This window comes from Paludisphaera rhizosphaerae, assembly GCF_011065895.1.
GTDB lineage: Bacteria > Planctomycetota > Planctomycetia > Isosphaerales > Isosphaeraceae > Paludisphaera > Paludisphaera rhizosphaerae.
In genome coordinates this window covers 433,300-458,866 of the sequence record NZ_JAALCR010000001.1, presented here as the reverse complement: position 1 = coordinate 458,866, position 25,567 = coordinate 433,300, and the positions used below count along the sequence as shown (strand labels likewise).

Here is a 25,567-nt window from a genome sequence, read left to right as displayed (position 1 = left end):
CCTAAAATTCTCAAGAGACCGGCCGGACCCGAGGGGGACGGCGGCGACGTCCACCCAGACGAGCGACCGATGCCCAGGGTTTCGCCCCGATCGTCCGCCGCCCCGCCCGCCGGGGACGAGCTGAAAAATCTGACCCGGCTGATCCAGAAGGCGGAAGGCTTTCCGGAAGTCGTCGCAGCCCTGCGCAACGGTCGCGCTGCGACGATCGACGGCGCCTGGGGATCGTCGGCCGGACTGGTCGCGGGCGCCCTGGCGCTGCATGCGCCGACGACCCTGGTGATCGTCCTGGCCCATGTCGGCGACGTGGACGACTTCCGCGACGACGTGGCCCAGTTCTCGGGCCTCAAACCCGAGGTACTTCCCGCCTGGGAGAAACTCCCACGCGAGCAGGACGCGCGCGATGAGATCTTCGGGGCGAGAACCCGCGTCGTGGGCCGGCTGGCCGGCGGGCTGCCTCCCAAGGTCGTCGTCACCTCGATCCAGGCGTTGCTCCAGCCCGTTCCCCGACCCGAGGTCTTGCGGCGGATGTCCCGGCGTCTGGCCGTCGGAGACGTCGTGCCGATCGACGAGCTGGGTTCGTGGCTGCTGGAACGCGGGATGCAGCGGGTGGAGGTCGTGGAGGTCCCCGGCGAGTTCTCGCTCCGTGGCGGCATCTTCGACGTTTTTCCGACCGACGCCTCCGACCCCGTCCGCATCGAGTTCTTCGGCGACGAGATCGAGTCCATCCGCCCCTTCGACGCCGAAACCCAGCGCTCGCTCGACCGCTGGGACAACGTGACGATCGCCGTTCCTCCGTCGTTCGACGTCGACCACCTGGACGACTTCGGCCCGGCGACGGATTCGTTTCCCGAGGGGACCTGGGTCGTCCTCGTGGAGCAGCCCGACCTCCGCGAGGAAGGGCGGCACTACCTGGCGAGGGTCGACGACCCCCGCGGTTTGTACACGGTCGAGAGCACCTTCGAACGCCTGATCCGCAGGCCGACGATCGCCCTCTCGGCGCTGGCGGCCGATTCGCTGGAGGCGACCTGCCACCTCCGCATCGAGAGCGTCGAACGGTTCTCGGGAGAGCTGGCCAAGGTCAAACCCGAGTTGGAGGCGGCGGTCGGAAGCGACCGCGTCCTCATCGCCTGCCACAACGCGGCCGAGGCCGAACGCCTGGGCGAGGTCTTCGCCGACTCCGCGCCCGCTCGCGACGGGCGATTGGCGACGGCCGTGGGCCGTATCCGTGCGGGGTTCCACCTGGTCGACGCCGCCACCCTGGTCATCGCCGATCACGAGCTGTTCGCCCGAGCCGACGTCCGCCGGACGACCTCGCGAAGACGCTACGAGACCCGGGCGATCGACAGCTTCCTCGACCTGAACGAGGGGGACCTGGTCGTCCACGTGAACCACGGGATCGCCAAGTACCTCGGCCTTCAGTTCGTCGACAAGGGGGGTGAGTACGCCGAGGAAACGCTCCTGCTGGAGTTCGCCGAGGGGACGCGGCTGTTCGTCCCGATCGTCAAGATCGACCTCGTCCAGAAGTACGTCGGCGGCGGCAAGGTCGCGCCGCCGCTCTCGAAGATCGGCTCCTCAGCCTGGGACAAGCGCAAGAAGCGCGTGGCTGAGGCGGTCGTCGACCTGGCTCAAGAACTCCTCGATATCCAGGCCGATCGAGCCAGCCAGCCGGGGTTCGCCTACCCGGCCGAGGATAGCCACTGGATGGCGGAGTTCGAGGCCGCCTTCCCGTTCGACGAGACGCCCGACCAACTGGCGGCGATCGAGGCGATCAAGGAAGACATGGCCCAGACGAAGCCGATGGACCGCCTGATCTGCGGCGACGTCGGCTACGGCAAGACCGAGGTGGCCATCCGCGCGGCGTTCAAGGCGGTCGACGCGGGCAAGCAGGTCGGCGTGCTGGTGCCGACGACGATCCTGTCGGAGCAGCACCACCGGAGCTTCAGCGCCCGGATGGGAGAGTTCCCGTTCGTCATCGAGGTCGTCAACCGCTTCCGCCCCAAGTCCGAGATTCGCGAGGTGCTCAAGGGGGCGGCCGAGGGGAAGGTGGACGTCCTCATCGGCACACACCGGATCTTGCAGAAGGACGTCGGCTTCAAGGACCTGGGGCTGATCGTGGTCGACGAGGAGCAGCGGTTCGGCGTCGAGGACAAGGAGTGGCTGAAGACCCTCCGATCCACGGTCGACGTCCTGACGCTCTCCGCCACTCCAATCCCGCGCACGCTGCACATGAGTCTGCTGGGCATCCGGGACATCTCGAACCTGGAGACGCCCCCCTCGGACCGAAAGGCGATCGAGACCCGCATCCTCCGGTTCGACGCCGAGACCATCCGGCGCGGGATCAATCGCGAGCTGAACCGCAACGGCCAGGTCTACTTCGTCCACAACCGGATCTATGACATCCAGACGATCGTCGACAAGCTGAAGTCGATCGTCCCCGACGCTCGGATCGAGTTCGCGCACGGCCAGATGACCGGGGAGGCGCTCGAGAAGACGATGCTCCGGTTCATCCGCCGCGATTTCGACGTCCTGGTCGCCACCACGATCATCGAGAGCGGCCTGGACATCCCCAACGCCAACACCATCTTCATCAACGAGGCCGACAAATACGGCCTGGCCGACCTGCACCAGCTCCGCGGCCGCGTGGGACGCTTCAAGCACCGAGCTTATGCTTACCTGCTGCTGGAATCCGACCGACCGGTGACGCCCAACGCGGTCAAGCGGTTGAAGGCGATCGAGGAGTTTACGTCGCTCGGCGCCGGCTTCAAGATCGCGCTCCGCGATTTGGAGATCCGAGGTGCCGGGAATATCCTGGGTGCCGAGCAGTCCGGCCATATCGAGAGCGTCGGCTACGAACTCTATTGCTCGCTCCTCGAATCGGCCGTCCGCAAGGCGACGAAGCAGCCCGACAAGCCGTTGTTCGACTGCTCCGTCGAACTGAAGTGGCGGGCCTATCTCCCGCGCGATTACGTGCCCGCCCCGCGGCTCAAGCTGGAGCTTTATCGCCGCCTGGCGCGGTCGAGGAGCCTCGACCATCTGGCCGACTTCCGCCAGGAGTTGAACGACCGCTTCGGCGTCCCTCCGAAGCCGACCGAGAACCTGCTGGCCGAGGCCGAACTGCGAGTCCTCGCCGGAGGCTGGAAGATCGACCGCATCCACGTCGAGGCCGAGTACGTCGTCTTCACCTACCGCGACGCCCGCAAGATCGAGACCCTGGCCCGGCGCAACAAGGGCCGCGTCCGCGTCGTCGACGCCAAGAAAGCGTATGTCCCGCTGGGCGATGACCCCGTTACGGTCCCCGAGATCGTGGCGGTCGTCAAGGAACTGCTCAGCGCGAAGAGATAGGCGTCGGCGTAGAATGAGGAGGTTAGGTCAGGACACGCCTTACGAGCTTCCCGAGGGAGAAACATTCGTGGCAGACTCACTCGGCAAAACCGACGCGAAGTCGAAAGACATCGATGAAGTGCGATCGGATTGGCTAGCACGATTGTCCCGACTCATTGATGAAGTCGAGGGATGGGCGAAACAGCTTGGCTGGTCGACAAAGCGCGTCGAGAAGAAGATGAGCGACTCTGAGGTCGGCTCCTATCAGGCACCGGCGCTCCTGATGCAAGAGGCCACCACGCGAATCATCCTGGAGCCGATCGCGCGTTCAGCTCCGGGGGCGGAAGGTGTGGTCGACCTCTATCTCCTACCCGCCTACGACGACATTGCGACCGTTTACGGCCACTCGGGTAAGTGGATGATTCAGTATCCATTTACTGAGGCCGTCGAGGATGAGGCGGATCCTGAGCCGTTCACCCGCGAGAGGTTTGACGGCGTCCTGAGAGCGATGGTCGAGAATGCCGCGTGATCTCGATGTATGGCCGTCGAGACTGAAGGCGGTTGAACGAGAATACACGGTCTTGAGGCTGGCCGTCACTCGGTTGAGGACTCAGGTCAGCCTCGATGCGACGATACTGGTACGCGACGATGTTCGACATCGAGACATTGGCGTCGCGGTCGAGCACCTGGAAGGGACGTATGTCACTCGTCTCTTCGCCGAGTTCGAAACGGCACTTCGGTTGTTCTGGAGTAAGGTGCGAACGACCCATCCACCGATGCGCGATTTGGTCGACGGCGTGGCTGCGATGCGGCGGATTCCCGTCGACCTGACTACGGAGGTTCACGTTGCGAGGGAGTTCCGCAACTCCCTGATGCACGAGCGAGAGATCGAAACGACGAAGGTCTCCATCTCCTCCGCGCGAAGCTGCATGTGCCGGTTTCTCAGCCGACTGCCGGAGAATTGGCGGTAGTCCCGCTGTTACTTCAAACTCAGGCCGGCTTCTTCCAGACGATCGTCCAGTGACGGTCGGACGTCATCTTAACGCTGTCGGCGGGGAGGCCGATCTCCGCGCAGAGTCTGGACGCTTCGGGGACGGTGAGTGCGGCGTGGAGCGAGGCGCGGAACAGCTCGCGGGCTTCGGGGGATTCCTCGCCGGCGTATTGCTGGACGAGGGCGGCCAGGGTCGGCTGGTCGTTGGGGCGGTAGAGGTCGCGGACGAAGAGCGTCCCGCCGGGGGCGAGTCGTTCGACGATCGCGCGGAGGGCCGCCAGCGGCTCGGGGATGTGGTGGATGATCGTGTTCGAGATAACGGCCTCGTAGCGGACGTCGCCGAGCGCCGAAGGGGATTTGGCGTCGCCCAGGATGAAGCCGATGCGGTTGGAAAGGTCGGCCTCGTCGACGTTCTGCCTTGCCCGCTCGATCATGGCAGGGGCGAGGTCGAAGCCCACGATGCGGGCCTTGGGGTCCGCGAGGGCCAGGGCGATCGGGATCCGGGCGGTGCCGGTGCCGATGTCGAGGATTTCCCCTCCTCGGCATGGGCCGTGCGCGGCGAGGAAATCCTTGACGAAGACGTCGTTGACCGCCCGATGGTCCATCGCATCGTACTGGGCGACTTCCTCGGGGCCGTCCATCGACTCGGGTTCGAGGATGCGCGGGATCATCGGGCGGACTCCTGAGGATTAGAGAGCTTCAAGGGCCTTGTAGGCTTCTTCCAGGCAGACGCGGATGTCGTCGGCCGGGTTGCTCTCATTCTCTTCGTATTCGAGGGCGACGAGGCCCCGGTAGTCGTCGGCCTTCAGGACCTTGAACAGGCCAGGGTAGTTGAGGTCTCCCTTGCCCAGGACGGTGAAGGTCTTGGCGTCCTTCACGTCCTTCAGATGGACGCCGAAGACGCGCTTGCCGAAAACCTCGGCGGCGCGGACGGGATCTTCCTTGGATCGGAGGAAGTGGCCGCAGTCGATGCAGCAGCCGATCAACTCGCTGTGTCCCTTGATCGCCTTGGCGACGACGTCGATCAGGTCGTAGCGGTGGCCGGGGCCGTGGTTGTGGATGCCCACGCCGATCTTGAACTCTTCGGTCAGCCTGTCCAGCTCGTCAAAGCTGTCCGGATCGGGGTCGGCCGAGATGTACTCGATCCCCATCGCCTTGGCGAACTCGAACGTCTTGCGGTTGGCCGGGTCGCCCTTCTTGAAGTGGACGACGCCATAGCCGACCACCTCGGCGTCCGCTTTCTTGAGCATGTCCTTGGCGTGCGCGATCGCGCCGGCGTCTTCGGTCGTGGGGATGTGGCCGGGATAGGCTTCCAGATAATGGACCCCCAGCCCGTTGGCGACGCCCAGCGCCTTCTCGAAACTGGACTTGCCCCCTTCCTTGTAGCCCCGCAGCGAGTAGCTTTGCAGGCCGAGGCGGAACGGAGCCTTGGCGAGGGCGGCCGCGAAGGAGGGGCGGCCGACGGCCAGCACGCCCAGGGCCGCCAGGCCGCCGCCCAGCAGCGTGCGTCGGGAGAGGATCGCGTCGGATCGCGTCGTCATCATCGTGTCTCGTCGGATGAGTGGTGGTCCCTGGAACGGCCGAGCCGTCCGTCGGACGGTTGGGACGGTGATCGCCGTCGCCTTGCCGCTCGTTTGCGAGGCTAACCCAGGCCCGACCGACCCGCCAGGGGCTAGTCGGCCGGGCGAGGTCGTCTGACGATTTTAGACCGCGCTCGCTTGTGGTGTATCGTGGGGCTCGGGTAGGATCCCGTTTTGCGCCGGTACACTTCTTCGTCTGCGCCGGCTTTCGAGTGTGGAGGAACCACATGGGACCCTCTCGCGAGATCTATGGGACCTTGGTCCCCGTCGGCGGTGGTGACCCGATCCCGCTGATCAAGACCCAGTTGCTCGTCGGCCGGAGGCCTTCGTGCGACATCCGCCTGGAGTTCGAGAACGTCTCGGGCAAGCATGCGACCTTGACCCTCATGAACGGGCTCTGGCACGTCAAGGACATGGGGAGCACCAACGGCACCCATGTCAACGGAGCCCGATTGAGCAGCCCGCATACGGTCCTTCCCGAAGACGAACTCGGGTTCGCCGATCACCTGTACACGATTGATTACACGCCCAGCGGCCCAGAGTCGCTTGTCAGCGGCCATCAAACGCTGGAAGAGGAGGTGCACGACGAACGCAGGCGGCACCACTCGCTGATGGAGCTGGCGGGGCTCGACACCGACGGCAAGGCAATCTCAGAGCCCAGGCCGCACTCGGCGCCCAAGGTCATCGAACGCCTCTCCGCCGACGAGGCCGAGTTCGAAGACGCGGTCCCCAAGCACTTCAAGCCCAAACCCGCGCAAAAGCCGAACAAGAAGGCGGAAGAGGACGACTTCCTCAAGCTGATTGAGGACGAAGTCGTGAAGAAGCCGGAATGATCCGGAATCCGAACGGCAGACCGAGAAAAGGACGGTCGGACCGATTGGGGACGTCGCCTTATCTCCTTTAGGAGGGCGACGCAGCCCCGAGTTCCAGACGGGCGGCGCCTTCACACGCATCGAAACAGAATTCGGAGACGAACGCGATGAACACTCTGAGCAAGTCTCTTCTGGCCCTGGCCCTGGTGGCCGTGACGGCCTCTCCGGCCCTGGCTCAGCAGCGCGGCGGCGGCGGCCGCGGCTTCGGCGGCGGGATGATGGGCGGCGGCGGCAACGTCGCCATGCTGCTGGCGGCCCCCGGCGTTCAGGACGAGTTGAAGCTGACCGAGGACCAGAAGTCCAAGGTCGGCGACCTCGCCGAGAAGGCCCGCGAGAAGATGGCGTCGGCCCGCGAGTCGCTCCAGAACCTCGAAGGCGAAGAGCGCATGACCAAGATGCGCGAGCTCAACCGCGAAGCCAACGCCGACGCCCAGAAGGCCCTCGCCGACATCCTCAAGCCGGAGCAGGTCGCTCGCCTCAAGGGCATCCAGTATCAGGCCATGGGCGTGGCCGCCTTCGAGAACGAAGAACTTCAGAAGGCCCTGAAGCTGACCGACGCTCAGAAGTCCGAGCTCGCCTCGATCGCCCGCGACACCATGGAGAAGAACCGCGAGGCCATGCAGGGCTTCCAGGACGACCGTGAAGGCGCCATGGCCAAGATGCGCGACATCCGCAAGGACGGCATCGCCAAGGCTGAAACCAAGCTGACCTCCGAGCAGAAGGCCGAATTCGCCAAGATCCTTGGCGCTCCCTTCGAGGTCCGCATGGGCGGTCCTGGCGGCCCCGGCGGCGGCCGTCGCCCCAATAACTGAGCCGACTGCGACTCGTTGAGTCATCGGACGGGCGTCGACGGCCGAATCCGGCCGGGCGACGCCCGCCTTGTTTCGAAGCCCGTCATTCCACCGTCACGCTCTTGGCCAGGTTCCTCGGCTTGTCGATGTCACAGCCCTTGATCCGGGCGACATGATAGGCCAGGAGTTGCAGCGGCACGACGGTCAAAAGGGGTTGGACGACCTCGGGGGCGTCGGGGATCGTCAGCACAGCGTCTGAGAGGCGAGCCAGCTCCTCGTCGCCCGCCACGCCGACGCTCACGACGGGTCCCCGACGAGCGCGGACTTCCTCAATGTTGCTGAGCGTCTTGGCGTGCAGCGGACCTCGCGGGGCGACGAACACCGAGGGCGTCTGAGGGTCGATCAGCGCGATCGGGCCGTGTTTCATCTCGGCTGTGGGATAACCCTCGGCGTGGATGTAGCTGATCTCCTTGAGCTTGAGCGCGCCTTCCAACGCCACGGGATAGTGGATGTCTCGGCCCAGGTAGAGGACGCTCTGCGCCTGGGCGATCCGCTCGGCGGCGCGTTCGATTTCGGGCTCGGATTTGAGGGCCTCGCCGATCAAGGACGGCACGGCCTCAAGGGCCTCCAGGATTGCCGTTCCCCCGGCGAACGAAAGTCCCCGCAGCCGGCCCAGGTGCAGCGCCAGCAGCGTGAGGACGGCGACCTGCGCTGAGAACGCCTTGGTGCTGGCGACGCCCACCTCGGGCCCCGCGTGCAGATAGACGCCGCCGTCGGACTCTCGGGCGATCGTGCTGCTGACCGTGTTGACGATTCCGAGCGTTCGATGCCCCAGTCGTCGGGCTTCGCGGAGGGCTCCCAGCGTGTCGGCCGTCTCGCCGGACTGGCTGAGGACGAAGACCAGGGTGCGATCATCCAGCGGAGCATTGCGGTAGCGGAACTCGCTGGCGTATTCGACCTCGACGGGGAGATGGGCCAGGCGTTCGATCAGGTACTCGCCCACGAGCGCCGCGTGCCAGCTCGTGCCGCAGGCCGCGAACACGACCCGGCGCACCCGTCGAAGCTGCTGAGCCGTCATGTTCAGGCCGCCGAGCCGCGACGAGCCCTCGGCGCGGACGAGTCGGCCGCGGCAGGCGTTGAGAACGGTGTCGGGCTGCTCGCGGATCTCCTTGAGCATGTAGTGGGCGTGGCCTCCCAGCTCAACGGCGTCCGGCTTCCAGTCGATCCGGTCGATCCGAGGGGTGATCAGCCCGCGCTCGCGGTGGTGGATCTCGAAATCGCGCGGCGTGAGCCGGACCACCTCGCCGTCCTGGAGGAACGCCACGTTCGCCGTGTGCTGGGCGATGGCGACGGGGTCGCTCGCCAGGAAGTGTTCTCCCTCGCCGACGCCGACCACGAGCGGGCTCCCCAGCCGCGCGCCGAGCAACTCGCCGGGGCGGTCGGCCATGACCATCGCCAGGCCGTAGGTTCCTTCGAGTCGCGGCAGGACGCGGAGCAGGGCGTCCATGGGGGCGTCGCCGCGTTCGAGTTCGCGGGCCATCAGGTGGGCGACGACCTCGGTATCGGTCTGACTGCGGAAGACGAAGCCCTCAGCCTCCAACTCTCGCCGGAGCGCCGCGTGGTTTTCGACGACTCCGTTATGGACGACGGCCACCGATCGCTTCCCGGCGCGTCCACCGACGTGAGGGTGGGCGTTCACGTCGTTCGCCGGGCCGTGGGTCGCCCATCGCGTGTGGCTGACGCCGTTGGCAGCCCGAATCGGCTGCTGGCGGAGCAGGTCTTCCAGCACCTGCACTCGTCCAGCCTGCTTTCGGACCTCGATCACGCCGTCCTGGACCGCAGCCAGCCCGGCGCTGTCGTATCCCCGGTACTCCAGACGTCGCAGTCCCGCGACGAGGATCGAATCGGCATCCTTGGAACCCGTGTAGCCGACGATTCCGCACATGGGCGACACCTCCGCCTGGCGTCTCGGCGGCCGTCGACGGCCGGCCCTCTCCTGACCCTATACCGATCCCGACCTCGATCCGTCAACGCAATGGGGAGCGGTCGGTCGTCCAGCCGCGGCGCCGGGACGTCGCGCTCTGCCCCGAGCAGGCCCCGATGGGCCGACGCGAAAAACCTGGCGGAAGTGCGATTGACACCAGCGTCAAGTCCGCCGATACTCTCGCCCACGGACCGGCGAGCCGGCTCCCCGACCAACGAACCGCAGGTTCTAAGGTTACTCGGGGCCGACCCAGGAAGATTCGACTTCATTGATTTCACGATCGCCCAGTCCGTACCAGGACGCTGTTTCGCAACCCATGGACAAGCCCACAAGGACGGGGGCCTGGCGCGCGACGCCGACGCATCGTTAGCCCGTTACTTGTCGGCCCTGCTATCCGTCACCGACGACAAGACGACGCCCCAGGCGCGTCGCAACCTCACCAAGGATGGAACCCGCCATGCGTATCCTCGTCACCGGCGGAGCCGGCTACGTCGGCTCCACGTTGGTCCCGATGCTGCTCGAGCAGGGCCACCGCGTCCGAGTCCTCGACAACCTCAAGTTCTCCGGCCAGGGCCTGCTCCCTTGCTGCCAGCATCGCTACTTCGAGCTTCAGCAGGGCGACGTCTGCGACCCCAACGCGGTCAAGAAGGCCGTTGAAGACGTCGACGCGATCATCCACCTGGCGGCGATCGTCGGCTACCCGGCGTGCAAGAAGGAGCCGCAGCTCGCCCGCGAGATCAACGTCGAGGGGACGCGCAACCTGCTGGCCGCCCGGTCCAAGGACACCCGCTTCCTGTTCGCGTCGACGGGCTCGATCTACGGCTCGATCCCCGATTACATCTGCAACGAAGACACCCCCCGCGCCCCGATCACGCTCTACGGCGAGACCAAGGCCGAGGCCGAGCAGATGGTCCTGGATTCCGGCAACGGCATCGCTTATCGGTTCGCCACCGCCTTCGGCGTCAGCAACCGGATGCGACTCGACCTGATGCCGAACGACTTCACCTACCAGGCCGTGAAGAACCGCAACCTCATCGTCTATGAGGGCGGCTTCAAGCGGACCTTCGTCCACGTTCGCGACATGGGCCGCTCGTTCATGTTCGCCCTGGAGCGCTGGGACGACGTGAAGGACGACGTCTACAACGTCGGCCACGAGAGCATGAACTTCACCAAGGAAGACGTGGCCAGGAAGATCCTGGAGCACACGGACTTCTACCTCCACTTCGCCGAAGTCGGCAGCGACGCCGACCAGCGCAACTACGAGGTCTCCTACGAGAAGATCCGCGCCAAGGGGTTCGAGACCACCATCGACCTCGACCGCGGCATCGCCGAGCTGGTCCGCGCGGCCAAGCTCATCTCGTTCCAGAACCCGTTCGCGAACGTCTGAGTCTCGATCCGGCGGGGGGGCCGCCGCATCACGGCTCCCCCGAAGCTTCTCGCCGCGCGGGTGGAAACTCCCCTTCCCCCGCGCGGCGGTCCTTACGTCGCTCATCGACTTGCGACACACCTTCTGGCGGGCCGCGACGGTCCAGGTGGACGACGACATGGTGAACCGGAAGCTCTGGTTTCGCAGCCGCTCCGAACCGGCGCGGGCGGCGGGGCTGGGAAAGCCCCCTCACACCTTCGGTCTTGAGCCCGACGACGAGGGCGACGACGCCTCCTCCGAGACTGCGGCCGGCCGGCGGGTCCTCTTCATCAACCAGTATTATTGGCCCGACCACGCCTCCACCGCACAGCATTTGACCGACCTTGCAGAGTCGCTGGCTGCGCGCGGGTTCGAGTGCCACGTCCTCTGCTCGCAGGGGCGATACAAGCCGGGCGCTCCCACGCCTCCGGCGGAAGAAATTCACAACGGCGTCCACATCCATCGCGTGCCCGCGACCTCGAAGGGGCGCAAGAGCACGCTGAGCCGGATGACCGACTACTTGAGTTTCTACGCGCGAGCCGCCATCCGAGCGGTTCGGCTCCCTCGGTTCGATCTGGTGGTAACCCTGACGACGCCGCCGATCATCGGCCTCGTCGGGACGATCCTCCGGAAGATGAAGGGCTCGACCCACGTCTGCTGGAGCATGGACCTCCACCCCGACGCCAGCCTCGCACTCAAGCGAATGTCGCCGAAGAACCCGATCGTCCGTTCGCTCGCCTGGCTCAGCGACGCCGTTCTCCGTCAGGCGGACCGCGTGGTCGTTCTGGGCCCGTACATGGCCGACCGGATCTTGATGAAGAAGGTCCGCCCCGATCGCATCGCCACGATCCCCGTCTGGAGCCGCGAGGACGAGGTTCGGCCCGTTCCGCACTCGGAGAACTCGCTGAGGAAGTCGCTGGGCTTCGGCGACGAACTCGTCTGCATGTACTCCGGAAACATGGGCCTGGCCCACACCTTTGACGAGTTCATGGCGGCGGCGAAGACTCTCCGCGACCAGAAGGACGTGGTCTTCTTGTTCGTCGGCGGCGGGCCGAGGCTCGCTGAGGTGAAGGCGGCCAAGGAGCAGGACGGCCTCGACAACGTCCGGATCCTCGACTACGTCCCTCGCGAACAGCTTCATCTGTCGCTCTCGACGGCCGACGTCCACCTGATCTCCATGCGACCCGAGATGACCGGGATCGTGGTGCCGGGGAAGCTCTACGGCATCATGTCGGCCTCGCGGCCGGCCCTGTTCGTCGGCCCCGCGCATTGCGAGTCAGCGGACCTGATCCGACGCTCGGAGGGGGGCTTCACCGTCGAGTACGGCGACTCCGAGGGGGTCGTCGATGCGATCCAACGACTTCGCGACGATCGCGACCTGGCCCGGCGGATGGGCGAGAACGGCCGAGAGGCGTTTCTGGCCTCGCACGAGATGGGGCCTTGCTGCTACCAATGGTATGAACTGCTTCACAGCCTGACCGCCCCGGCTCGTCCGGCGGTCCGGCAGCCGGTGACCGTGATGATGGAGCCGGCGGAAGTCGGCTGAAGCGTGTCCGGCAGGGAAGAGGGAGCAGGCACTCCAGGAGGAATGCGCCGTGGACTTTCGCCGTCGCGGAATGGGATTGATTGCCGTGTCGTTGGTTCTGGCGTCGGCGTCCACGTCGCGGGCCCAGGCTCCGGCGACGGAGAGCGTCGCCGAAATCCTCAACCGCAACGACCGGACCCTCGTTCGCGAGTTGAGCGAGTACCTGATCCGCAGTCCGAAAGCGGAGGACCGCGATCAGGCCTACGCCGCACTCTTCAACAAGGCGATCGAACACGACTGGTTCGTTGAGAATCAGGAATCCGCCGAGCGCTATCTCAAGGAACAGCCTGAAGGGCCCGTCCGCTCGCTGGCGCAGGTCATCGCCGTGATGGCGAAGGCAAAGGCCAAGCAGTTTCCCGAGGCTCTGTCGCGTTACAAGGAACTGATGCAAGGCCTGACGATGGCCGAGCAGGAGGAGTTCGCCGCGAGCTTCTCCGAGACCTTCGCCGCATCGGCCGTCGCCGCCGGCGAGATCGAGACCGCCGCCCAGGTGTACCAGACGCTCGCGGCCAAGTTCCCCGATAGCGCGGCGCTCAAGCTGAAGGTTGAGACCGAGCTAGGCCGCCTGGCTCGCGTCGGCAAGCCTGCGCCCGCGGTGGAAGCTCAGGACGTCGAGGGGAAGACCGTTCGGCTGGCGGACCTTCGCGGCAAGTACGTTCTGGTCGACTTCTGGGCGACCTGGTGCATGCCCAACCTCGCAGAACTTCCCCGCCTTCAAGAGGCTTACAAGAAGTATCACGGCTCCGGCTTCGAGATCGTCAGCGTCAGCCTGGACGATACGCGAACGGCCGTGGCCGACTTCGTGAAAACCCGCAAGTTGCCCTGGATCCAGCTCCACAACGCGACGGCGGGCGCGGATCTGGTGGAGGCCTTCGGCGTCAGCTCGATCCCGGCCACCTATCTGATCGATCCGCAGGGGACGATCATTCGACTGGACCTTCGCGGCGGGGCGCTCGACGAGGCCCTCTCCAGGACGCTCCGGCCGGCCGGCTGATCGGCCAGGATCATCAACTCGCTTCACCCCGTCGCCGGAGCCGGCTCGGGGGCGAGGCCGAGGGGATCGGGTTCGGGCTTGAGCGGATCGCTTTCCTCGACGGCCATGCGGACCCGGCGGATCGCCTTCGTGTAGAGCATGTTGAAGACGAAGGCGAAGAGCAGGGCCAGGGTCAGCGCGACCATCGCCGGGCCTGAGCCGGCTTCGGACTCGAATATGCCAGAAGCCGCGGCCACGCCGACGATCGGGGTCGCCGAAAAGATCATCGCGGGCCGCGCGTCCCGACCCATGGGGCCGACTGATGCAAACGTGATGATCCCCAGCACCAGCGGCAACGCCCACGCGATGAACAGGAAGAGGCCGAAGAAGTTCGACGCCCTTCTCCCGAAACGCAGCAGGAAATACTGAAAGCTCAGCCCGAAATAGGCCACGACCATCACGGCCACCGCCACCGAGAGCGGAAAGCCGGCCCGCGTGACGTTGCCCTGGCCAGGGACGCTTTCGATCGTTGTGCCGAAGATCGAAGCCGTGGCCAGCAAGACCGCGCAGATCACGGCGACCGTCGGGCGGTTTGGCGCGAAGTCGTCCCAGAGCGGGAGCCGGGCGATACCCTGCTTCCGCGCACGTCGCAGGCACTTGTCATATTCCGACAGGCTCGGAGTCGCCAGGCCGACGAGGACCATTCCGACAACCATCAACACGTAAAGGGCGGCCAACTGCACGCCTCCCTCGATGTTCCAGTTCGACATGCCGCCGATCGCGAGCAGAGAGAGCGTGGCCATCGCCGCAACCGCCTGGGGCTTGGTCAGGCTATGCTTCCGCTCCGACTCCATCTTCCGCGTGGACGCCAGCATGAAGAAGTAAAACACGGCCGCGAGGTGCAGCAGGACGAAGGCCAGCCAGGGGAGCGGAACCCAAAACAACTCCAGGTGTTCGTCCGCGATCAAAAGCCCGGAGAGCAGCCGGAAGGCGCCGAAGAGGGGGCCGACGACGAAGATGCCGATCACCACGGTGAACCCCAGCGCGTTCTGGCCGGACATCGCCCCCTTCAACGTCAGCCCGCCCAGCAGCGACATGGCGTGCAACGACAATGCCACGGCCACCAGGAGAACCTCCGCCTGAACGAGCCCGCGGAAGTCGGGATCGCCCATCATCACGAAGAAGAGGGCGAAGGGAATGGTCAGGGCGGTCAGGAGATACTCGCGGACGGGGGCCCCCAACAGGAACCCGAGCGCCAACTCCCAGGGGCTTTGCGGCGAGACCCGGTGGAAGTCCAGGATGCCCGACGCTCGCGCGGAGCCGATGGAAGCTCCTACCTGCGTCGACCCCATGATCGCCAGCAGAATGAACTGCAGGACCATGAGCGCCGAGAACCCCTCGGGACCGCCGATCGAACGCGACTGGTAGGCGCCGACGACGATGCAAAGGCAGATGAGGATCGTGACCGCGGCCGAGGTCGCCAACGCCTGGGGCCGAAGCCGCGAGCGGACGTGCTTGATGAAGATCGGGTTGTCCAGCCAGTCGCGCAACATCAAGACAACTCCTTGGCGCCGACCTTGAGGAACAGTTCTTCCAGGTTGTCCTTGCGGCGAGAGAACGACGAGATCCGCACGCCGGCGCCAATCAGCCTGGCCAGCAACTCGCCGGCCGCCTCGGCGTCGCCTCGGTAACGGAACTCGAAAACGCCTCCCTCCTTCGCGTGGAGTTCGGCGGCGTGGCCGTCCTCGGCGATGACCCGACGGAAGGCGTCGGCACCCGAGAGGACCTCGACGGAGATCACCGCGTCGCCCATGATCCGGCGGTTGACCTCCTCGATCCGGCCGCCGACGACCAGCCTCCCGCGCTCCATGATCGCGACGGACGTGCAGAATTCGTTCATCTCGGCGAGGATGTGCGACGAGATCAGCACGGCTTTCCCCTCGGCCGAAACCTTCTTGAGAATGTTCTTGAGGTCGATCCGCCCCTGTGGGTCGACGCCGCTGGCCGGCTCGTCCAGCAGCAGGACCGCCGGATCGGGGATGAGCGTCTTGGCGAGCATCATCCGCTGGCGCATCCCCCGCGAGAGCCCCGTGACGGCCGCGTCGCGCTTCTCCGTCAAGCCCACCAGATCCAGGTGCCGCTCGACGACGTCCTTCCGCAACGGTCTGGGGATGCGGTAGCTCGACGCGAACAGGTCGAGGAACTCCCAGACCTTCAGGTCTTCATACACCGGCGGGAAGTCCGGCATGAACCCCACGGCGCGGCCGACCAGCTCATGATCTTCCTGGAGGCTTGCTCCCAGGATCCTGATCTCGCCGTAGGTCGGCTCGATCAGGCCGAGGATCGTCCGCATCGTCGAGGTCTTGCCTGCCCCGTTCGGGCCGATCAAGCCGCAGACCTCCCCAGGCCCGACCTCCAGGGACAGGTCGTGCACGGCGCAGAAGTCGTCGTAGTCGACCCGCAGGTCGTGGATCGAGAGCATTCTTCGTCCTCGCGGCAACGACGTTCGTCCGAGAGCCCTCGATTTTGGGGGGCTTGCACGCATCCTACAAGGAAAATGAGCGTGACCTAACGGATTTCGCCGCGTCGGCCGCGATATTCCGCCCCGAGCGCGAAGGGGGCCTGGAATGGGTGGGCCATTCGTTTCCAGCCCTTGCCGACGATCATGTCGTAGGCGGCGCGCATCTGACCTGCGGACTCCTCGGCCGACATCGCCCCCACGCCCGTCCCCAGGCCCGATGCGGCCAGCCCGGCGATCCGCCGACCGTCGCCCTGATTGTGGTCCACCACGGCGGCGAGCGCCGCTCGGAAGGCCAGATAGGCGTTGAGAGTCCCGGAAACTCGGCCCGGGACGCGCATTGTCGGCGCGACGACCAGGAATGGGAATCGTCGCGCTGCGAGGTGCAGAATATCGGCGGAGCCGACGGGCAGCTCGCCGTGCCAGCGCTCGGCGATTCGTTCCATCAAGCGACGTTGGGCCTCCCCGCCGTGGAAGTCGTCGATGCTCTTGTCGAGTCCGCCGCTCATGTCGCCGAAGCTGTTCGCTGGAGCGACGAGGGCGTCGCATTCGAGATCCAGGAGGTCGCCGACGAGCACCTCCACCTCGTCCACATCATGGAACCAGGCGGCGAGCGAGGCCGAGACGTCTGTGTTGGAGTCGCAGAGATGGAGGCGGAACGGGAATTCCTCGCGCGATCGGCCGAAGGGTTTGAGGGTCTTCATCCGGAACCGCCTCGCGCGGGCCCACAGGCCGTGCAGCATGATCTCACCCCGTTCGGCTGGTCGACGCGCGGTGAGGATAACTTCGCCCCATTCTCGTCGCAACTTCTTTCCAGATCGGCGCGTGGACAACCCGAGTCTTATAAGACATGATTGAATCAGGGAGCATGAGCCTGGGGCTCATCCACGTTCTTCCGAGGGGCGTCTACGCCGGGGCCGCCGGCGAAACGGAGGAGCGTTGAAGCACGATGGCGAGAACACGCCTGAGCCTATCGAGGATTGGGCCGAACTGACCGACCACCTTTGGCGCTTCCGCATCCAGTATCGCGACGGCAAAGACCCGGAGAAGATCCTGCGAGGGGCCCTGCGGCTGGGGATGGATCTGTTCGGCGCGAGCGAAGGATGCGTCGCCGCCTTTCATCCCGGCTCGTTTGAGGCCCGCATCCAGCATCAAACACCCGACGATTCGTTCTGGGACCGTCGTCTGCTGGCGGGTTTCCTCCGGGGCGAGAAGGTCGCCGTGCCGCACGATCTGATGCTCGCGCGGATCCGGCGCCACGGTCGCATGTGGGGCGTTTTGGCTGTCCACTGCCCAGATCGCGAGTATCGCTGGGACGCCCGCCAGGCGTTCTCGACGATCGGCGGACTGGCTAACGAGTTGATTGAACAGGCCGACCTGCACCGGATTCGCGAAGTCCGCGCCCGCGTCGACCGCAAGGTTATGGAGCAGAGCCATCCCAAGCACCTCTCCTACGAGGTGCTGCACGGCATCCGCTCCTTGATCGCCTACGACCATTCGGCCTCGCTTTTGATCCACGATGCTGAACTCGGCGTGCTGGAGGTGGTGGCCGAGCAGATCGCCTGGCGGAAGGCGAAGGGAGAAAACGTCGGTCGCAAGTTCCCCCTCAAGTCGTCGCTTCAAGAGGTGCTCGCCCAACCGGTCGTCCTGGGTTTCGACCGCGACGTGAAAGGGTGGAGTGGTTGGACGGACCACGCCTCGACGACGCTCGCCGAGTTGCTCGACTACGAGCGGCTCCCCCGCCGCGGCACGTTCGTTCCTTCGGAAGGAGCCGTGCTCTGCGCCTCCCTGATCACGAGGGAAGGCCTGCTGGGAGTTCTGAAAGTCGCCTCGATCAACCCGGGCTCTTTCTGCGCCTATGAGGTCGAGCTGATCTCGCAGTTCCTCCCCCAGGCGGCGGTGGCCCTCCAGAACGCCCGACGGACCGAATCCCTGGAACGCCGGATGATCGACGCCGAGCGCAAACACGCGATGGCCGATCTGGCGCGCGGCGTGGCGCACGACGTGAACAACGCGATGGGATCGGTTCTGCCGCTGGTGCAGCAGGTCGTCGACGATCTGGAGACGGACGCCTTCGACCCCGAGACGGCGCTCGCCGATCTCCGCCAGGTCGAGCGTTCGATCCGGATCTGCCGGCGCATCTTCGGCGGCATGCTCAATTTCGCCAGGGGTTCCGCGCGGAATCCGAGCGACGTCGCTTTGCGTCAGGCGGTTGATTCGGCCCTGGTCATCTTCCGCGAGGGACTGGAGCGGCGGGGAGTCACCCTGACCGTGGACGTCTCCGCCGATCTCCCTCGGCTGTTCGCCGTGCAGGCCGACGTCGAGCAGCTTCTCCTGAACCTCATCAGCAATGCTCGGGACGCCACCGGCCCAGGGGATTCCCTGACGATCCGAGCGTATGATGAGGACGGCTGGCTGAAGTTGGAGGTTGAGGACACCGGGACCGGGATCGCGCACGAGCACCTGGCCAAGCTCCAGGAGCCGTTCTTCACCACCAAGGCCAACGGCCACGGGTTGGGCGTCGCCATCTGTCGCTCGATCGCGGCGCAGCTTCGGGGGCGTTTCGACATACGCAGCGTGCTCGGCGAGGGGACCACCGTGAAGGTGAGTTTCCCCGTCGGGGCAAGGGGGGAAGGGCCGTGATCGATCTGAAAGAGCCCGCGATCCTCGTCGTCGACGACGACGAGGGAGTGCTGCGTGCGGTGTCGCGGATCCTGTCCAAGAAGCACGGCCGCGTCGTCGAGGCCAAGAGCGGCGAAGGGGCGATCGCAGCCGCGCGGCGGGAGGCTTTCGATCTCGCGATCGTCGACGTCCGAATGCCCGAGATGAACGGGTTCGACGTCATGAGGGCCCTGAAGAAGGAAAGCTCCGATCTCGACGTCATCATCATGACGGGGAACGTCGAAGATCCGGACGAGAACCTCCTTCGCGCCATCGACGAGGGCGCCTATTACTTCATCCACAAACCGTTCGATCGGCGGGTTCTCCTGGCTCTCGTTCAGCGCTGTCTGGACCTGCGGCGGCTTCGGGAAGAGCGTGAGATGTTCTTGCAGCGGGTCGAACGCGAGTTGGAGGAGGCCCGGCAGTTTCAGCTCAGCCTCCTGCCGCCCCAGGAATATCAGGCCCGCGGTCTGGCGATCGCGGCGCGGTATCAGGCCTCCAACGAGTTGGCCGGCGACATCTACGATTACGCTGAGACGGAGGACGGAGGCGTCTCGATCCTCGTCGCCGACGTCGCGGGGCACGGGACCTCGGCGGCGATGGTCACCGGCGTCGTCAAGGCCGCGTTTCGGGCCTCCCACGTCGACGACTTCGAGCCCTGCAAGGTGGTCGACCGGATTCGCGAAGGAATCCGCGACTTCGACCCGGGCCGGTTCGTCACGCTCTTCTCGGCGCGACTCCATCCGGATTGCGACGAGTTGGAATACGTCAACGCGGGCCATCCCGAAGCTTACATCCGAGGCGTCGGCGGCGAATTACGGCCGCTCGAATCGACAGGGCCGATCCTGACTTCGGCCCTGCCGGACGTCCCCTGCGTCCAGCGGACGGCGAATCTGGCGTCCGGCGAATCGCTCCTGCTCTACACCGACGGAGTGACGGAGGCGCGCGCGCCAGAGGGGATGTTCGGAACCGAGCGGATGCTGGAGGCGTTTCTCCGATCCGACCCCACCGGGGGAGGCCGGCTCGATGCCGTGCTCGACGCCCTGCATGCGTTCACAGGGGGGACGGCTCACGAGGACGACGTCACTCTCCTCGTCCTGGAACGCGAGGTCGCGTAGTCGGGTGACGGGCTTGAATTGACCTCGATCCGATCCGGCCGGCTCTGCTAGACTCCACGCGCATGTCGGTCGTCGATTCTCAGGGACGCCGGGGTCGTTAAGGATGAGCATGGTCGACCATCGTTTGTCCGAGTTGACCGTGACCACGCCGGGAGGCAGGCGACTTCGGGGATGGTGGTGGCGTCGTTCCCATCCCGACGGTGTGATCGTGGTCTCGCACGGATTCGGCGAACACGGCGGACTCTACGGTCACGTCGCCGAGCACCTGGGCGCCGAGTTGAACGTGGACGTCGTCGCGCACGATTTCCACGGTCACGGTCGCAGCCCAGGCCGGCGCGGGGTTGTGCGGCGTTACGAGGATCTGATCGACGACCTGCACGCCGTCGCCTCTTGGGCGAGGCTTCACTATGCGGACCACCCCGTCTTCCTGCTCGGCCATTCGAACGGCGGTCAGGTGGCGCTCCGATACGCCCTAGAGAACGGCCAGGGGCTCGCCGGAGTGGTTGTTTCCAACCCGTCCATCCGGCTGGCGCTGCGCGTCGCGCCCTTGAAGCTGAAGCTGGGCCGGCTGCTGCAGAAGCTCGCTCCCTGGGCGACCCTTCGCGCTTTCGACGAGTCACCGGCTCGGAACCGCGACCCGGTTCTATTCGAGTCCATGAAGAGGGACGAGCTTCGCCACAACCGGATCAATCCGGCCTTCTTCTTTGGCATGATCGAGGGGGGGGAGCTTCTCCTCAAGCGAGCCCGCGACTTCCACGTTCCGTTGCTCATGATCGTCGGTGGCGACGACCCGATTGTCGATCCAACGTCGGTTCGCGAGTTCTTCGACAAGGTCGGCGTCGAGGACAAGACTCTGATGCTCTACCCGAGCATGTACCACGAGCCCCTCAACGAGTTGGGTCGTGAGCGGGTTCTGGATGACCTCGTCCGCTGGCTGGCGTCTCGCCTGCCCGTCGGGGGCGGTTACGGCTGAAATCCAGCGTCAGGCTCGGACGAACTGGTGGCCGGGAAGCCGCTTGACCATTCGTTTCAACTCCAGCACGCTGAGCGTGGCCATGACCTGCGAGGCCGTGAGGCCCGTCCGCGTGATGAGGACGTCGACGCCGCTGGGTGCGTCGTCGAGACAGCCCAGCAGCGACCGTTCCTGGTCGGTCAGAGCCAGTTCCGCTGGGTGGCGCACGGCCGGCTCGTCGGCCGCGGGTTTCACTTCGCGGACGAGCGGGCCGAGTTCCTCAAGCACGTCGTCGACCGTCTCCACCAACCGCGCTCCGTCGCGGATCAGGCGATGACAGCCCCGGCTCGCGAGGCTGTCCACCGGCCCCGGCACGGCGAAGACCTCGCGGTTCTGCTCCATCGCGTGATGGGCCGTCGACAGCGAGCCGCTCCGAGGCGCGGCCTCGACGACGATGACGCCAAGACACAGACCCGAGATGATCCGGTTTCGCTGTGGGAACAATCCCGCGAGCGGCCCCTGGGTCATCGGCAGTTCGCTGACGATCGCCCCGCGCCCGGCGACGATCTCGGCGGCCATCTCCTCGTGCTCGGGCGGGTAGATGGCGGAGAGGCCGTTGCCCAGCACGGCGATCGTGCGTCCCCCCGACTTCATCGCCCCGCGATGCGCCGCGGCGTCGATGCCCCGGGCCAGGCCGGAGACCACGGTGAAACCCGTACGGGCCAGCGAGGACGCCAGTCGCTCGGCGGTGCGGATGCCGTAAGGCGTACACTTCCGTGAGCCGACGATCGCTATGGCCAGTTGGTCGCGGGGCTCGAACGCCCCTCTGACGTAAAGCAGGGCCGGCGGATCGGGGATGTCTTCCAGTGGAGGGGGGTAGCGGTCGTCGCCGCGGGGGAGGATCGCGACGTTGTGGCGGCGGCACTCGTCCAACTCGCGGTCGGGGTCGTTGTCCGTCCGGGCGTGCTGGATCCGGTCGGCCAGCTTGGGGCCGACTCCGGGGACCTCCTTCAAGTGGGCGAGCGACGCGTCGAGGACGCGACCGGCCGTGCCGAAATGCTCCAGCAGCGCCCGGCTGGTGAGCGGCCCGACGCCCGGCGTGAGCATCAGGGCGATGAGGTCGCGAATCGATTGGTCGGCCGGGCTGGGATCCACGGAGGGTCCTCGGTCAGGTCAGGCGTCGGAACGGCAGAGGTCGACGAGCAGGGAACGGAGATCGTCGACGCTCGCGGCGTCGGTAAGTTCCACTTCGCCCATCCGCCGTGGGAGCACCAGGCGGATGCGTCCCCCCTTGTTCTTCTTGTCCCGGGCCATGGATTCCAGCAGGGCGTCAGGATCGAGGCCGACAATCGAAGTCGGCAGGCCGAACCGCTCCAGCAGTCGAACGAGCCGAGCCGTAAATTCCGCATCGACCCATCCCAGGCGCTCGGCCAGGCGGGACTCGGCGACCATCCCCACGGCCACCGCCTCGCCGTGCTGGAAGGCTCCCCCGTAGCCGGCCGTCGCCTCGACGGCGTGGCCGATCGTGTGGCCGAAGTTGAGGACGGCTCGCAGCCCCGTCTCCTCCCGCTCGTCCTTCGACACGACGTCCGCCTTGATCTCGCAACTCCGGGCGACGATCCGGCGAAGACTGGCGGGCCGCCGGGCGAGGATGTCGTCGACGTCGGCTTCCAACTCGGCGAAGAACGGGGCGTCCAGGATGACGCCGTGCTTCACCACCTCCGCCAGCCCGCAGCGCAGCTCACGCTCGGGGAGGTCGTTGAGAGTCTCCACGTCGATCCAGACGGCGACCGGCTGATGGAACGCGCCGACGATGTTCTTGACCTTCGGCAGGTTGACCCCGACCTTGCCCCCGACCGAGCTGTCCACCTGGGCGAGGAGCGTCGTGGGGACCATCAACAAGGGGAGGCCGCGGGCGAAGGTCGATGCGACGAATCCGCCGAGGTCGCCGATCACCCCGCCGCCGACGGCGACGACCAGCGTGTGGCGGTCGGCAGCCATGGCGACGAGCTTTTCGTAGAGCGTTGCGGCCGTCGTCAGCCCCTTGCTGGCCTCGCCGTGGGGGACGACTGCGGTCGTCGCCTCGATTCCCAACGATTCAAGCGCCGAGCGGACGCGGTCGGGAAAGGGGAGGCCGGCGACGTTGTCGTCGGTCAGGATCAGGGCCTTGCGGCAGCCGCGGCCGGCCCAGGTCCGCTCCATCGCCGCTTTCAGTCGGGCGGGGAGAGCTTCCCATCCTCCTTCGGAGACGGTGATCTCATAGGAGCGTTCGCCGAGCCTCACCGGCACGGTCGTGGATGCCGCCTCGTCGCTGCGTGACATGGGGTCTGGGCCTGGTCTTCGGACGTTGGATGAACGGCCGGCGAGTCCGGCCTCCCTCAGTGTATCACAGGCGCCGGCCGGCTTTCCCGGTCCTGCAACCGGATCGTCTCGTTGAGGAGGAAGACCAGCTCGCTCGGCATGGCGGATGCAGATTCAATCGAAGGGGGCTGGCGTCGACTGTTTACGTCAATCACCTTGAAAGGCGCGGCCTCGACGCTGCTTGACGGGACTGTTAAAGTTGAGTTAGCTCGACGGCACGCAACCCGCAGGACGGAATTACCTTTCGAGCACCCCGCACATGAGCGATCTGCTGACATGGTCGCCAATTCGTCTAGGGCGGTGGTTTGGGACCACGATCAAGGTCCACATCACACTGATCCTCTTCATCGGTTCCCTGCTCCTCGGGGCAGCGTTCCAGCATTCGACGACGTCGTTCGGCTTCCGCATGGGCCAGGCCCTCGCCTGGATCGCCCTCTTCCTGCTGGCTCTGGCGATTCATGAGGCCGCCCACCTCCTGACCGCCTGGTTGACCGACGTCGATCTGGAGGAGGTCCACCTTTGGCCCCTGGGGAGCCTTGCGGGTCCGACCAATCCGCCAAGGGGCACGAACTACATGCTGGCGGTCCTCGCTGGGCCGTTCGCCAGCGGAACCACGGCCCTCTTCGCCGCCGCCGTGCTGGGATTCGGCTGGGACGCCCAGTTCGCCTGGAATCCGTTCAGTCGCGAGGCCGACATCGGCGCTCCCTGGATCAACGGGACGACCAAGGCCGAGGCGATGACCGCCCCCTGGCTGGTCGGCTGGTTCGGTTACGTCAACTACCTGATCTTCCTGGCGAACCTGCTCCCCGCCCTTCCGTTCGACGCCGGTCGGCTCTTCCGCTGGTTCCTGGCCAACACCTCCGTCGGCGTTTCGCGGGACAGCATGGTCGCGCCCTGGACGGCCCGCTCCACGGCGGCGGTCCTGTTCGTGATTGGTGCAGCCCGGCTGCTGCTCTATCAGCGGCTCGACGGCCTGACGATCATCCTGCTGGCCGTGCTGATCGAACTGGTGGTGCGGTCGGAGTCGCGCGTTCTGGAGGACGGCGGGTACTTCGACGACGGCGTCTTCGGCTATGATTTCTCCGAAGGCTACACCAGCCTGGAGAGCAGCGCCGCCAAGGTCCGCCCGTACCGCGAGAGCGCCCTGAAGCGGTGGCGGCGGCGGCGGTCGGACCAGCGTCGCCAGCGCCGAATCATGCAGGAGATCGCCGAGGAGCGTCGAATGGATGAAATCCTCGACAAGCTCTACCGCGAGGGCCGCGCCGCTCTGACCGAAGAGGAGAACCGCTTCCTTGTCCGCGTCAGCGCCCGCTTCCGCAACCGCCAGAACAGCCGGGATTGAACCGGGAGAGCCGCCGTTGAAGACGAAGCCCAAGACGAAGTCGAAACCGCCTCTTCTCCCGCTCCCTCGTAAACCCCGGCGCGACGAATTGAAGCCCGGGGAATCGCTCTGCGACTACTGCACCGGCAAATGCTGCCGTTATTTCTCGACTCCGATCGACGAGCCGACGACCTGGGACGACTTCGACGCGATTCGATGGTATCTCGCCCACGGCCAGACGATGATCTACGTTCATGACGAGACCTGGTATCTGCTGGTCTCGTCGGACTGCCAGTATCTGCTCCCCGACCACCGATGTGCGATCTACGAGGATCGCCCCAAGATCTGCCGCGAATACACCACCAAGGACTGCGAGTACGACGACGAGTGGTCCTTCGAGAAGGCGTTCGAGACTCCGGAGCAAATCTGGGAGTACGCCGACGCCCTGCTCCCCCCGAGACGGCAAGCCAAGGAAAAGTCCAAACCGACCTCGACGCTGCTGCCGATCGTCACCCCGCCCCTGGGATTTCAGCCGTAACTCTCACTCCCGCCGCCGCGAGGACGCGTCATGGCGATCCGGTCCAACCACTACGAGGCGGCGTTCGAGGCCTACATCCGATCGCTGCGCGTGCCTTGCGTCGCGGTCGACGAGGCGAAGCGGGCGATTTTCGGGAACGAGGGGGTGAAAAACCCTGACTTCCTGCTGTATCCTCGGTTCGCGGAGAATCTTGTGGTCGAGGTGAAGGGGAAGCGCGCCAAGAACCGGCGAGGCCGACGCAACTGGGAAAACTGGGTGACGACCGACGACCTCGACGGGCTGGTTCGCTGGGGCGACCTGTTCGGCCCCGGTTTCCGTCCGATCCTGGCTTTCGCCTACGCCGAGGTCCCCTTCGAGTTCGGTCTCGAGTCCCACGCCGGAGCCTTCGCGTTCCGAGGGCTGGACTATCGGTTCTGGGCGGTCGGCCTGGACGACTATCTGGCTCATCTGCGGTCGCGAGGACCCGCCTGGAAGGCCGTCGCGATGGCTCGCCGAGAGTTTCGCCGCCGCGTCCGTCCGCTCTCCGAATGGCTCCCCATGTACGCCGAGTCCCCCCGACGCCCCAAACCCGTCAAGGAACGCGAACGATGAATGCG

At 65.9% G+C, this 25,567-nt stretch carries 22 protein-coding genes; 14 read left to right on the top strand and 8 right to left on the bottom strand.

Annotation, left to right across the window (positions count from 1 at the left end; all coding sequences use genetic code 11):
- Window positions 1-69 precede the first annotated feature (69 nt).
- From mfd to G5C50_RS02085, 3 genes are all read left to right on the top strand, one after another.
- Window positions 70-3,342 carry a transcription-repair coupling factor gene (gene mfd, locus G5C50_RS02095; RefSeq protein ID WP_165064140.1) on the top strand — a complete coding sequence of 1,091 codons (3,273 nt, stop codon included), beginning with the start codon at window positions 70-72 and terminating at the stop codon, window positions 3,340-3,342.
- Between the two features lie 217 nt (window positions 3,343-3,559).
- Window positions 3,560-3,850, top strand: coding sequence for a hypothetical protein (locus G5C50_RS02090; RefSeq protein WP_165064138.1), 291 nt, complete (start codon window positions 3,560-3,562; stop codon window positions 3,848-3,850).
- 247 nt (window positions 3,851-4,097) lie between these two features.
- Window positions 4,098-4,292 (top strand): hypothetical protein, encoded by a 195-nt coding sequence (locus tag G5C50_RS02085; RefSeq protein ID WP_165064136.1) that lies wholly within the window; start codon window positions 4,098-4,100, stop codon window positions 4,290-4,292.
- Between the two features lie 19 nt (window positions 4,293-4,311).
- On the opposite strand, the gene G5C50_RS02080 is transcribed toward G5C50_RS02085, so the two are convergent.
- Window positions 4,312-4,983 carry a class I SAM-dependent methyltransferase gene (locus G5C50_RS02080; protein WP_165064134.1) on the bottom strand — a complete coding sequence of 224 codons (672 nt, stop codon included), beginning with the start codon at window positions 4,981-4,983 and terminating at the stop codon, window positions 4,312-4,314.
- 18 nt (window positions 4,984-5,001) lie between these two features.
- Window positions 5,002-5,853, bottom strand: coding sequence for a sugar phosphate isomerase/epimerase family protein (locus tag G5C50_RS02075; RefSeq protein ID WP_165064133.1), 852 nt, complete (start codon window positions 5,851-5,853; stop codon window positions 5,002-5,004).
- A 266-nt stretch (window positions 5,854-6,119) separates the two neighbouring features.
- On the opposite strand from G5C50_RS02075, the gene G5C50_RS02070 reads away from it, so the two are divergent.
- Both G5C50_RS02070 and G5C50_RS02065 read left to right on the top strand, forming a co-directional pair.
- Entirely contained in the window at window positions 6,120-6,725 is a 606-nt protein-coding gene (locus G5C50_RS02070) for an FHA domain-containing protein (protein WP_165064131.1), read from the top strand.
- Between the two features lie 146 nt (window positions 6,726-6,871).
- Window positions 6,872-7,576 (top strand): hypothetical protein, encoded by a 705-nt coding sequence (locus tag G5C50_RS02065; RefSeq protein WP_165064129.1) that lies wholly within the window; start codon window positions 6,872-6,874, stop codon window positions 7,574-7,576.
- 82 nt (window positions 7,577-7,658) lie between these two features.
- Here the strand turns inward: G5C50_RS02065 and glmS are convergent, their stop codons facing one another.
- Window positions 7,659-9,500: a glutamine--fructose-6-phosphate transaminase (isomerizing) gene (gene glmS, locus G5C50_RS02060; RefSeq protein ID WP_165064127.1), complete on the bottom strand. Its 1,842-nt coding sequence runs from the start codon at window positions 9,498-9,500 to the stop codon at window positions 7,659-7,661.
- A gap of 496 nt (window positions 9,501-9,996) precedes the next feature.
- Here glmS and G5C50_RS02055 point away from each other — a divergent pair, with 496 nt between their 5' ends.
- From G5C50_RS02055 to G5C50_RS02045, 3 genes are all read left to right on the top strand, one after another.
- Complete coding sequence (locus G5C50_RS02055) at window positions 9,997-10,926, top strand: NAD-dependent epimerase/dehydratase family protein (protein ID WP_165064125.1); 930 nt, start codon at window positions 9,997-9,999, stop codon at window positions 10,924-10,926.
- 157 nt (window positions 10,927-11,083) lie between these two features.
- Window positions 11,084-12,490 (top strand): glycosyltransferase family 4 protein, encoded by a 1,407-nt coding sequence (locus G5C50_RS02050; RefSeq protein ID WP_165064123.1) that lies wholly within the window; start codon window positions 11,084-11,086, stop codon window positions 12,488-12,490.
- Between the two features lie 49 nt (window positions 12,491-12,539).
- Window positions 12,540-13,523 (top strand): TlpA family protein disulfide reductase, encoded by a 984-nt coding sequence (locus G5C50_RS02045; RefSeq protein ID WP_240906913.1) that lies wholly within the window; start codon window positions 12,540-12,542, stop codon window positions 13,521-13,523.
- A gap of 23 nt (window positions 13,524-13,546) precedes the next feature.
- On the opposite strand, the gene G5C50_RS02040 is transcribed toward G5C50_RS02045, so the two are convergent.
- The 3 genes from G5C50_RS02040 to G5C50_RS02030 all read right to left on the bottom strand — a co-directional run bounded on the left by G5C50_RS02040 (window position 13,547) and on the right by G5C50_RS02030 (window position 16,763).
- Window positions 13,547-15,055 (bottom strand): ABC transporter permease, encoded by a 1,509-nt coding sequence (locus G5C50_RS02040; protein ID WP_165064121.1) that lies wholly within the window; start codon window positions 15,053-15,055, stop codon window positions 13,547-13,549.
- Window positions 15,055-15,984, bottom strand: coding sequence for an ABC transporter ATP-binding protein (locus G5C50_RS02035; RefSeq protein ID WP_165064119.1), 930 nt, complete (start codon window positions 15,982-15,984; stop codon window positions 15,055-15,057). The genes G5C50_RS02040 and G5C50_RS02035 overlap by 1 nt, the downstream gene beginning before the upstream one ends.
- An 86-nt stretch (window positions 15,985-16,070) precedes the next feature.
- The gene (locus G5C50_RS02030) at window positions 16,071-16,763 is read right to left on the bottom strand and encodes a macro domain-containing protein (protein ID WP_206107555.1); all 693 of its coding nucleotides are present in this window, start codon (window positions 16,761-16,763) and stop codon (window positions 16,071-16,073) included.
- Window positions 16,764-16,959: 196 nt separating this feature from the next.
- Here G5C50_RS02030 and G5C50_RS02025 point away from each other — a divergent pair, with 196 nt between their 5' ends.
- From G5C50_RS02025 to G5C50_RS02015, 3 genes are all read left to right on the top strand, one after another.
- Window positions 16,960-18,663, top strand: a complete 1,704-nt coding sequence (locus G5C50_RS02025) for a sensor histidine kinase (RefSeq protein WP_165064117.1) — start codon at window positions 16,960-16,962, stop codon at window positions 18,661-18,663.
- Entirely contained in the window at window positions 18,660-19,799 is a 1,140-nt protein-coding gene (locus G5C50_RS02020; RefSeq protein ID WP_165064115.1) for a PP2C family protein-serine/threonine phosphatase, read from the top strand. The genes G5C50_RS02025 and G5C50_RS02020 overlap by 4 nt, the downstream gene beginning before the upstream one ends.
- A gap of 103 nt (window positions 19,800-19,902) precedes the next feature.
- Window positions 19,903-20,772: an alpha/beta hydrolase gene (locus tag G5C50_RS02015; protein ID WP_165064113.1), complete on the top strand. Its 870-nt coding sequence runs from the start codon at window positions 19,903-19,905 to the stop codon at window positions 20,770-20,772.
- 9 nt (window positions 20,773-20,781) lie between these two features.
- Here G5C50_RS02015 and dprA read toward each other — a convergent pair whose 3' ends face one another.
- Complete coding sequence (gene dprA / locus G5C50_RS02010) at window positions 20,782-21,906, bottom strand: DNA-processing protein DprA (protein WP_240906912.1); 1,125 nt, start codon at window positions 21,904-21,906, stop codon at window positions 20,782-20,784.
- A gap of 18 nt (window positions 21,907-21,924) precedes the next feature.
- A complete protein-coding gene (aroB, locus tag G5C50_RS02005; RefSeq protein WP_240906911.1) occupies window positions 21,925-23,073 on the bottom strand; it encodes a 3-dehydroquinate synthase in 1,149 nt (382 codons plus the stop codon).
- A 298-nt stretch (window positions 23,074-23,371) separates the two neighbouring features.
- Here aroB and G5C50_RS02000 point away from each other — a divergent pair, with 298 nt between their 5' ends.
- The 3 genes from G5C50_RS02000 to G5C50_RS01990 are packed head-to-tail and all read left to right on the top strand — an operon-like array spanning window position 23,372 to window position 25,562.
- Complete coding sequence (locus G5C50_RS02000; protein ID WP_165064111.1) at window positions 23,372-24,454, top strand: site-2 protease family protein; 1,083 nt, start codon at window positions 23,372-23,374, stop codon at window positions 24,452-24,454.
- 16 nt (window positions 24,455-24,470) lie between these two features.
- Window positions 24,471-24,971 (top strand): YkgJ family cysteine cluster protein, encoded by a 501-nt coding sequence (locus G5C50_RS01995; protein ID WP_165064109.1) that lies wholly within the window; start codon window positions 24,471-24,473, stop codon window positions 24,969-24,971.
- Between the two features lie 30 nt (window positions 24,972-25,001).
- Entirely contained in the window at window positions 25,002-25,562 is a 561-nt protein-coding gene (locus G5C50_RS01990) for an HYExAFE family protein (protein WP_165064107.1), read from the top strand.
- Window positions 25,563-25,567 lie beyond the last annotated feature (5 nt).

What these genes read in the sequence shown, in the direction of transcription:
- mfd (WP_165064140.1), top strand. Translation starts at nt 70, where the DNA reads ATGCCCAGGGTTTCGCCCCGATCGTCCGCCGCCCCGCCCGCCGGGGAC.
- G5C50_RS02090 (WP_165064138.1), top strand. Translation starts at nt 3,560, where the DNA reads ATGAGCGACTCTGAGGTCGGCTCCTATCAGGCACCGGCGCTCCTGATG.
- G5C50_RS02085 (WP_165064136.1), top strand. Translation starts at nt 4,098, where the DNA reads ATGCGCGATTTGGTCGACGGCGTGGCTGCGATGCGGCGGATTCCCGTC.
- G5C50_RS02080 (WP_165064134.1), bottom strand. Translation starts at nt 4,983, where the DNA reads ATGATCCCGCGCATCCTCGAACCCGAGTCGATGGACGGCCCCGAGGAA.
- G5C50_RS02075 (WP_165064133.1), bottom strand. Translation starts at nt 5,853, where the DNA reads ATGACGACGCGATCCGACGCGATCCTCTCCCGACGCACGCTGCTGGGC.
- G5C50_RS02070 (WP_165064131.1), top strand. Translation starts at nt 6,120, where the DNA reads ATGGGACCCTCTCGCGAGATCTATGGGACCTTGGTCCCCGTCGGCGGT.
- G5C50_RS02065 (WP_165064129.1), top strand. Translation starts at nt 6,872, where the DNA reads ATGAACACTCTGAGCAAGTCTCTTCTGGCCCTGGCCCTGGTGGCCGTG.
- glmS (WP_165064127.1), bottom strand. Translation starts at nt 9,500, where the DNA reads ATGTGCGGAATCGTCGGCTACACGGGTTCCAAGGATGCCGATTCGATC.
- G5C50_RS02055 (WP_165064125.1), top strand. Translation starts at nt 9,997, where the DNA reads ATGCGTATCCTCGTCACCGGCGGAGCCGGCTACGTCGGCTCCACGTTG.
- G5C50_RS02050 (WP_165064123.1), top strand. Translation starts at nt 11,084, where the DNA reads ATGGTGAACCGGAAGCTCTGGTTTCGCAGCCGCTCCGAACCGGCGCGG.
- G5C50_RS02040 (WP_165064121.1), bottom strand. Translation starts at nt 15,055, where the DNA reads ATGTTGCGCGACTGGCTGGACAACCCGATCTTCATCAAGCACGTCCGC.
- G5C50_RS02035 (WP_165064119.1), bottom strand. Translation starts at nt 15,984, where the DNA reads ATGCTCTCGATCCACGACCTGCGGGTCGACTACGACGACTTCTGCGCC.
- G5C50_RS02030 (WP_206107555.1), bottom strand. Translation starts at nt 16,763, where the DNA reads ATGCTGCACGGCCTGTGGGCCCGCGCGAGGCGGTTCCGGATGAAGACC.
- G5C50_RS02015 (WP_165064113.1), top strand. Translation starts at nt 19,903, where the DNA reads ATGAGCATGGTCGACCATCGTTTGTCCGAGTTGACCGTGACCACGCCG.
- aroB (WP_240906911.1), bottom strand. Translation starts at nt 23,073, where the DNA reads ATGTCACGCAGCGACGAGGCGGCATCCACGACCGTGCCGGTGAGGCTC.
- G5C50_RS02000 (WP_165064111.1), top strand. Translation starts at nt 23,372, where the DNA reads ATGAGCGATCTGCTGACATGGTCGCCAATTCGTCTAGGGCGGTGGTTT.
- G5C50_RS01990 (WP_165064107.1), top strand. Translation starts at nt 25,002, where the DNA reads ATGGCGATCCGGTCCAACCACTACGAGGCGGCGTTCGAGGCCTACATC.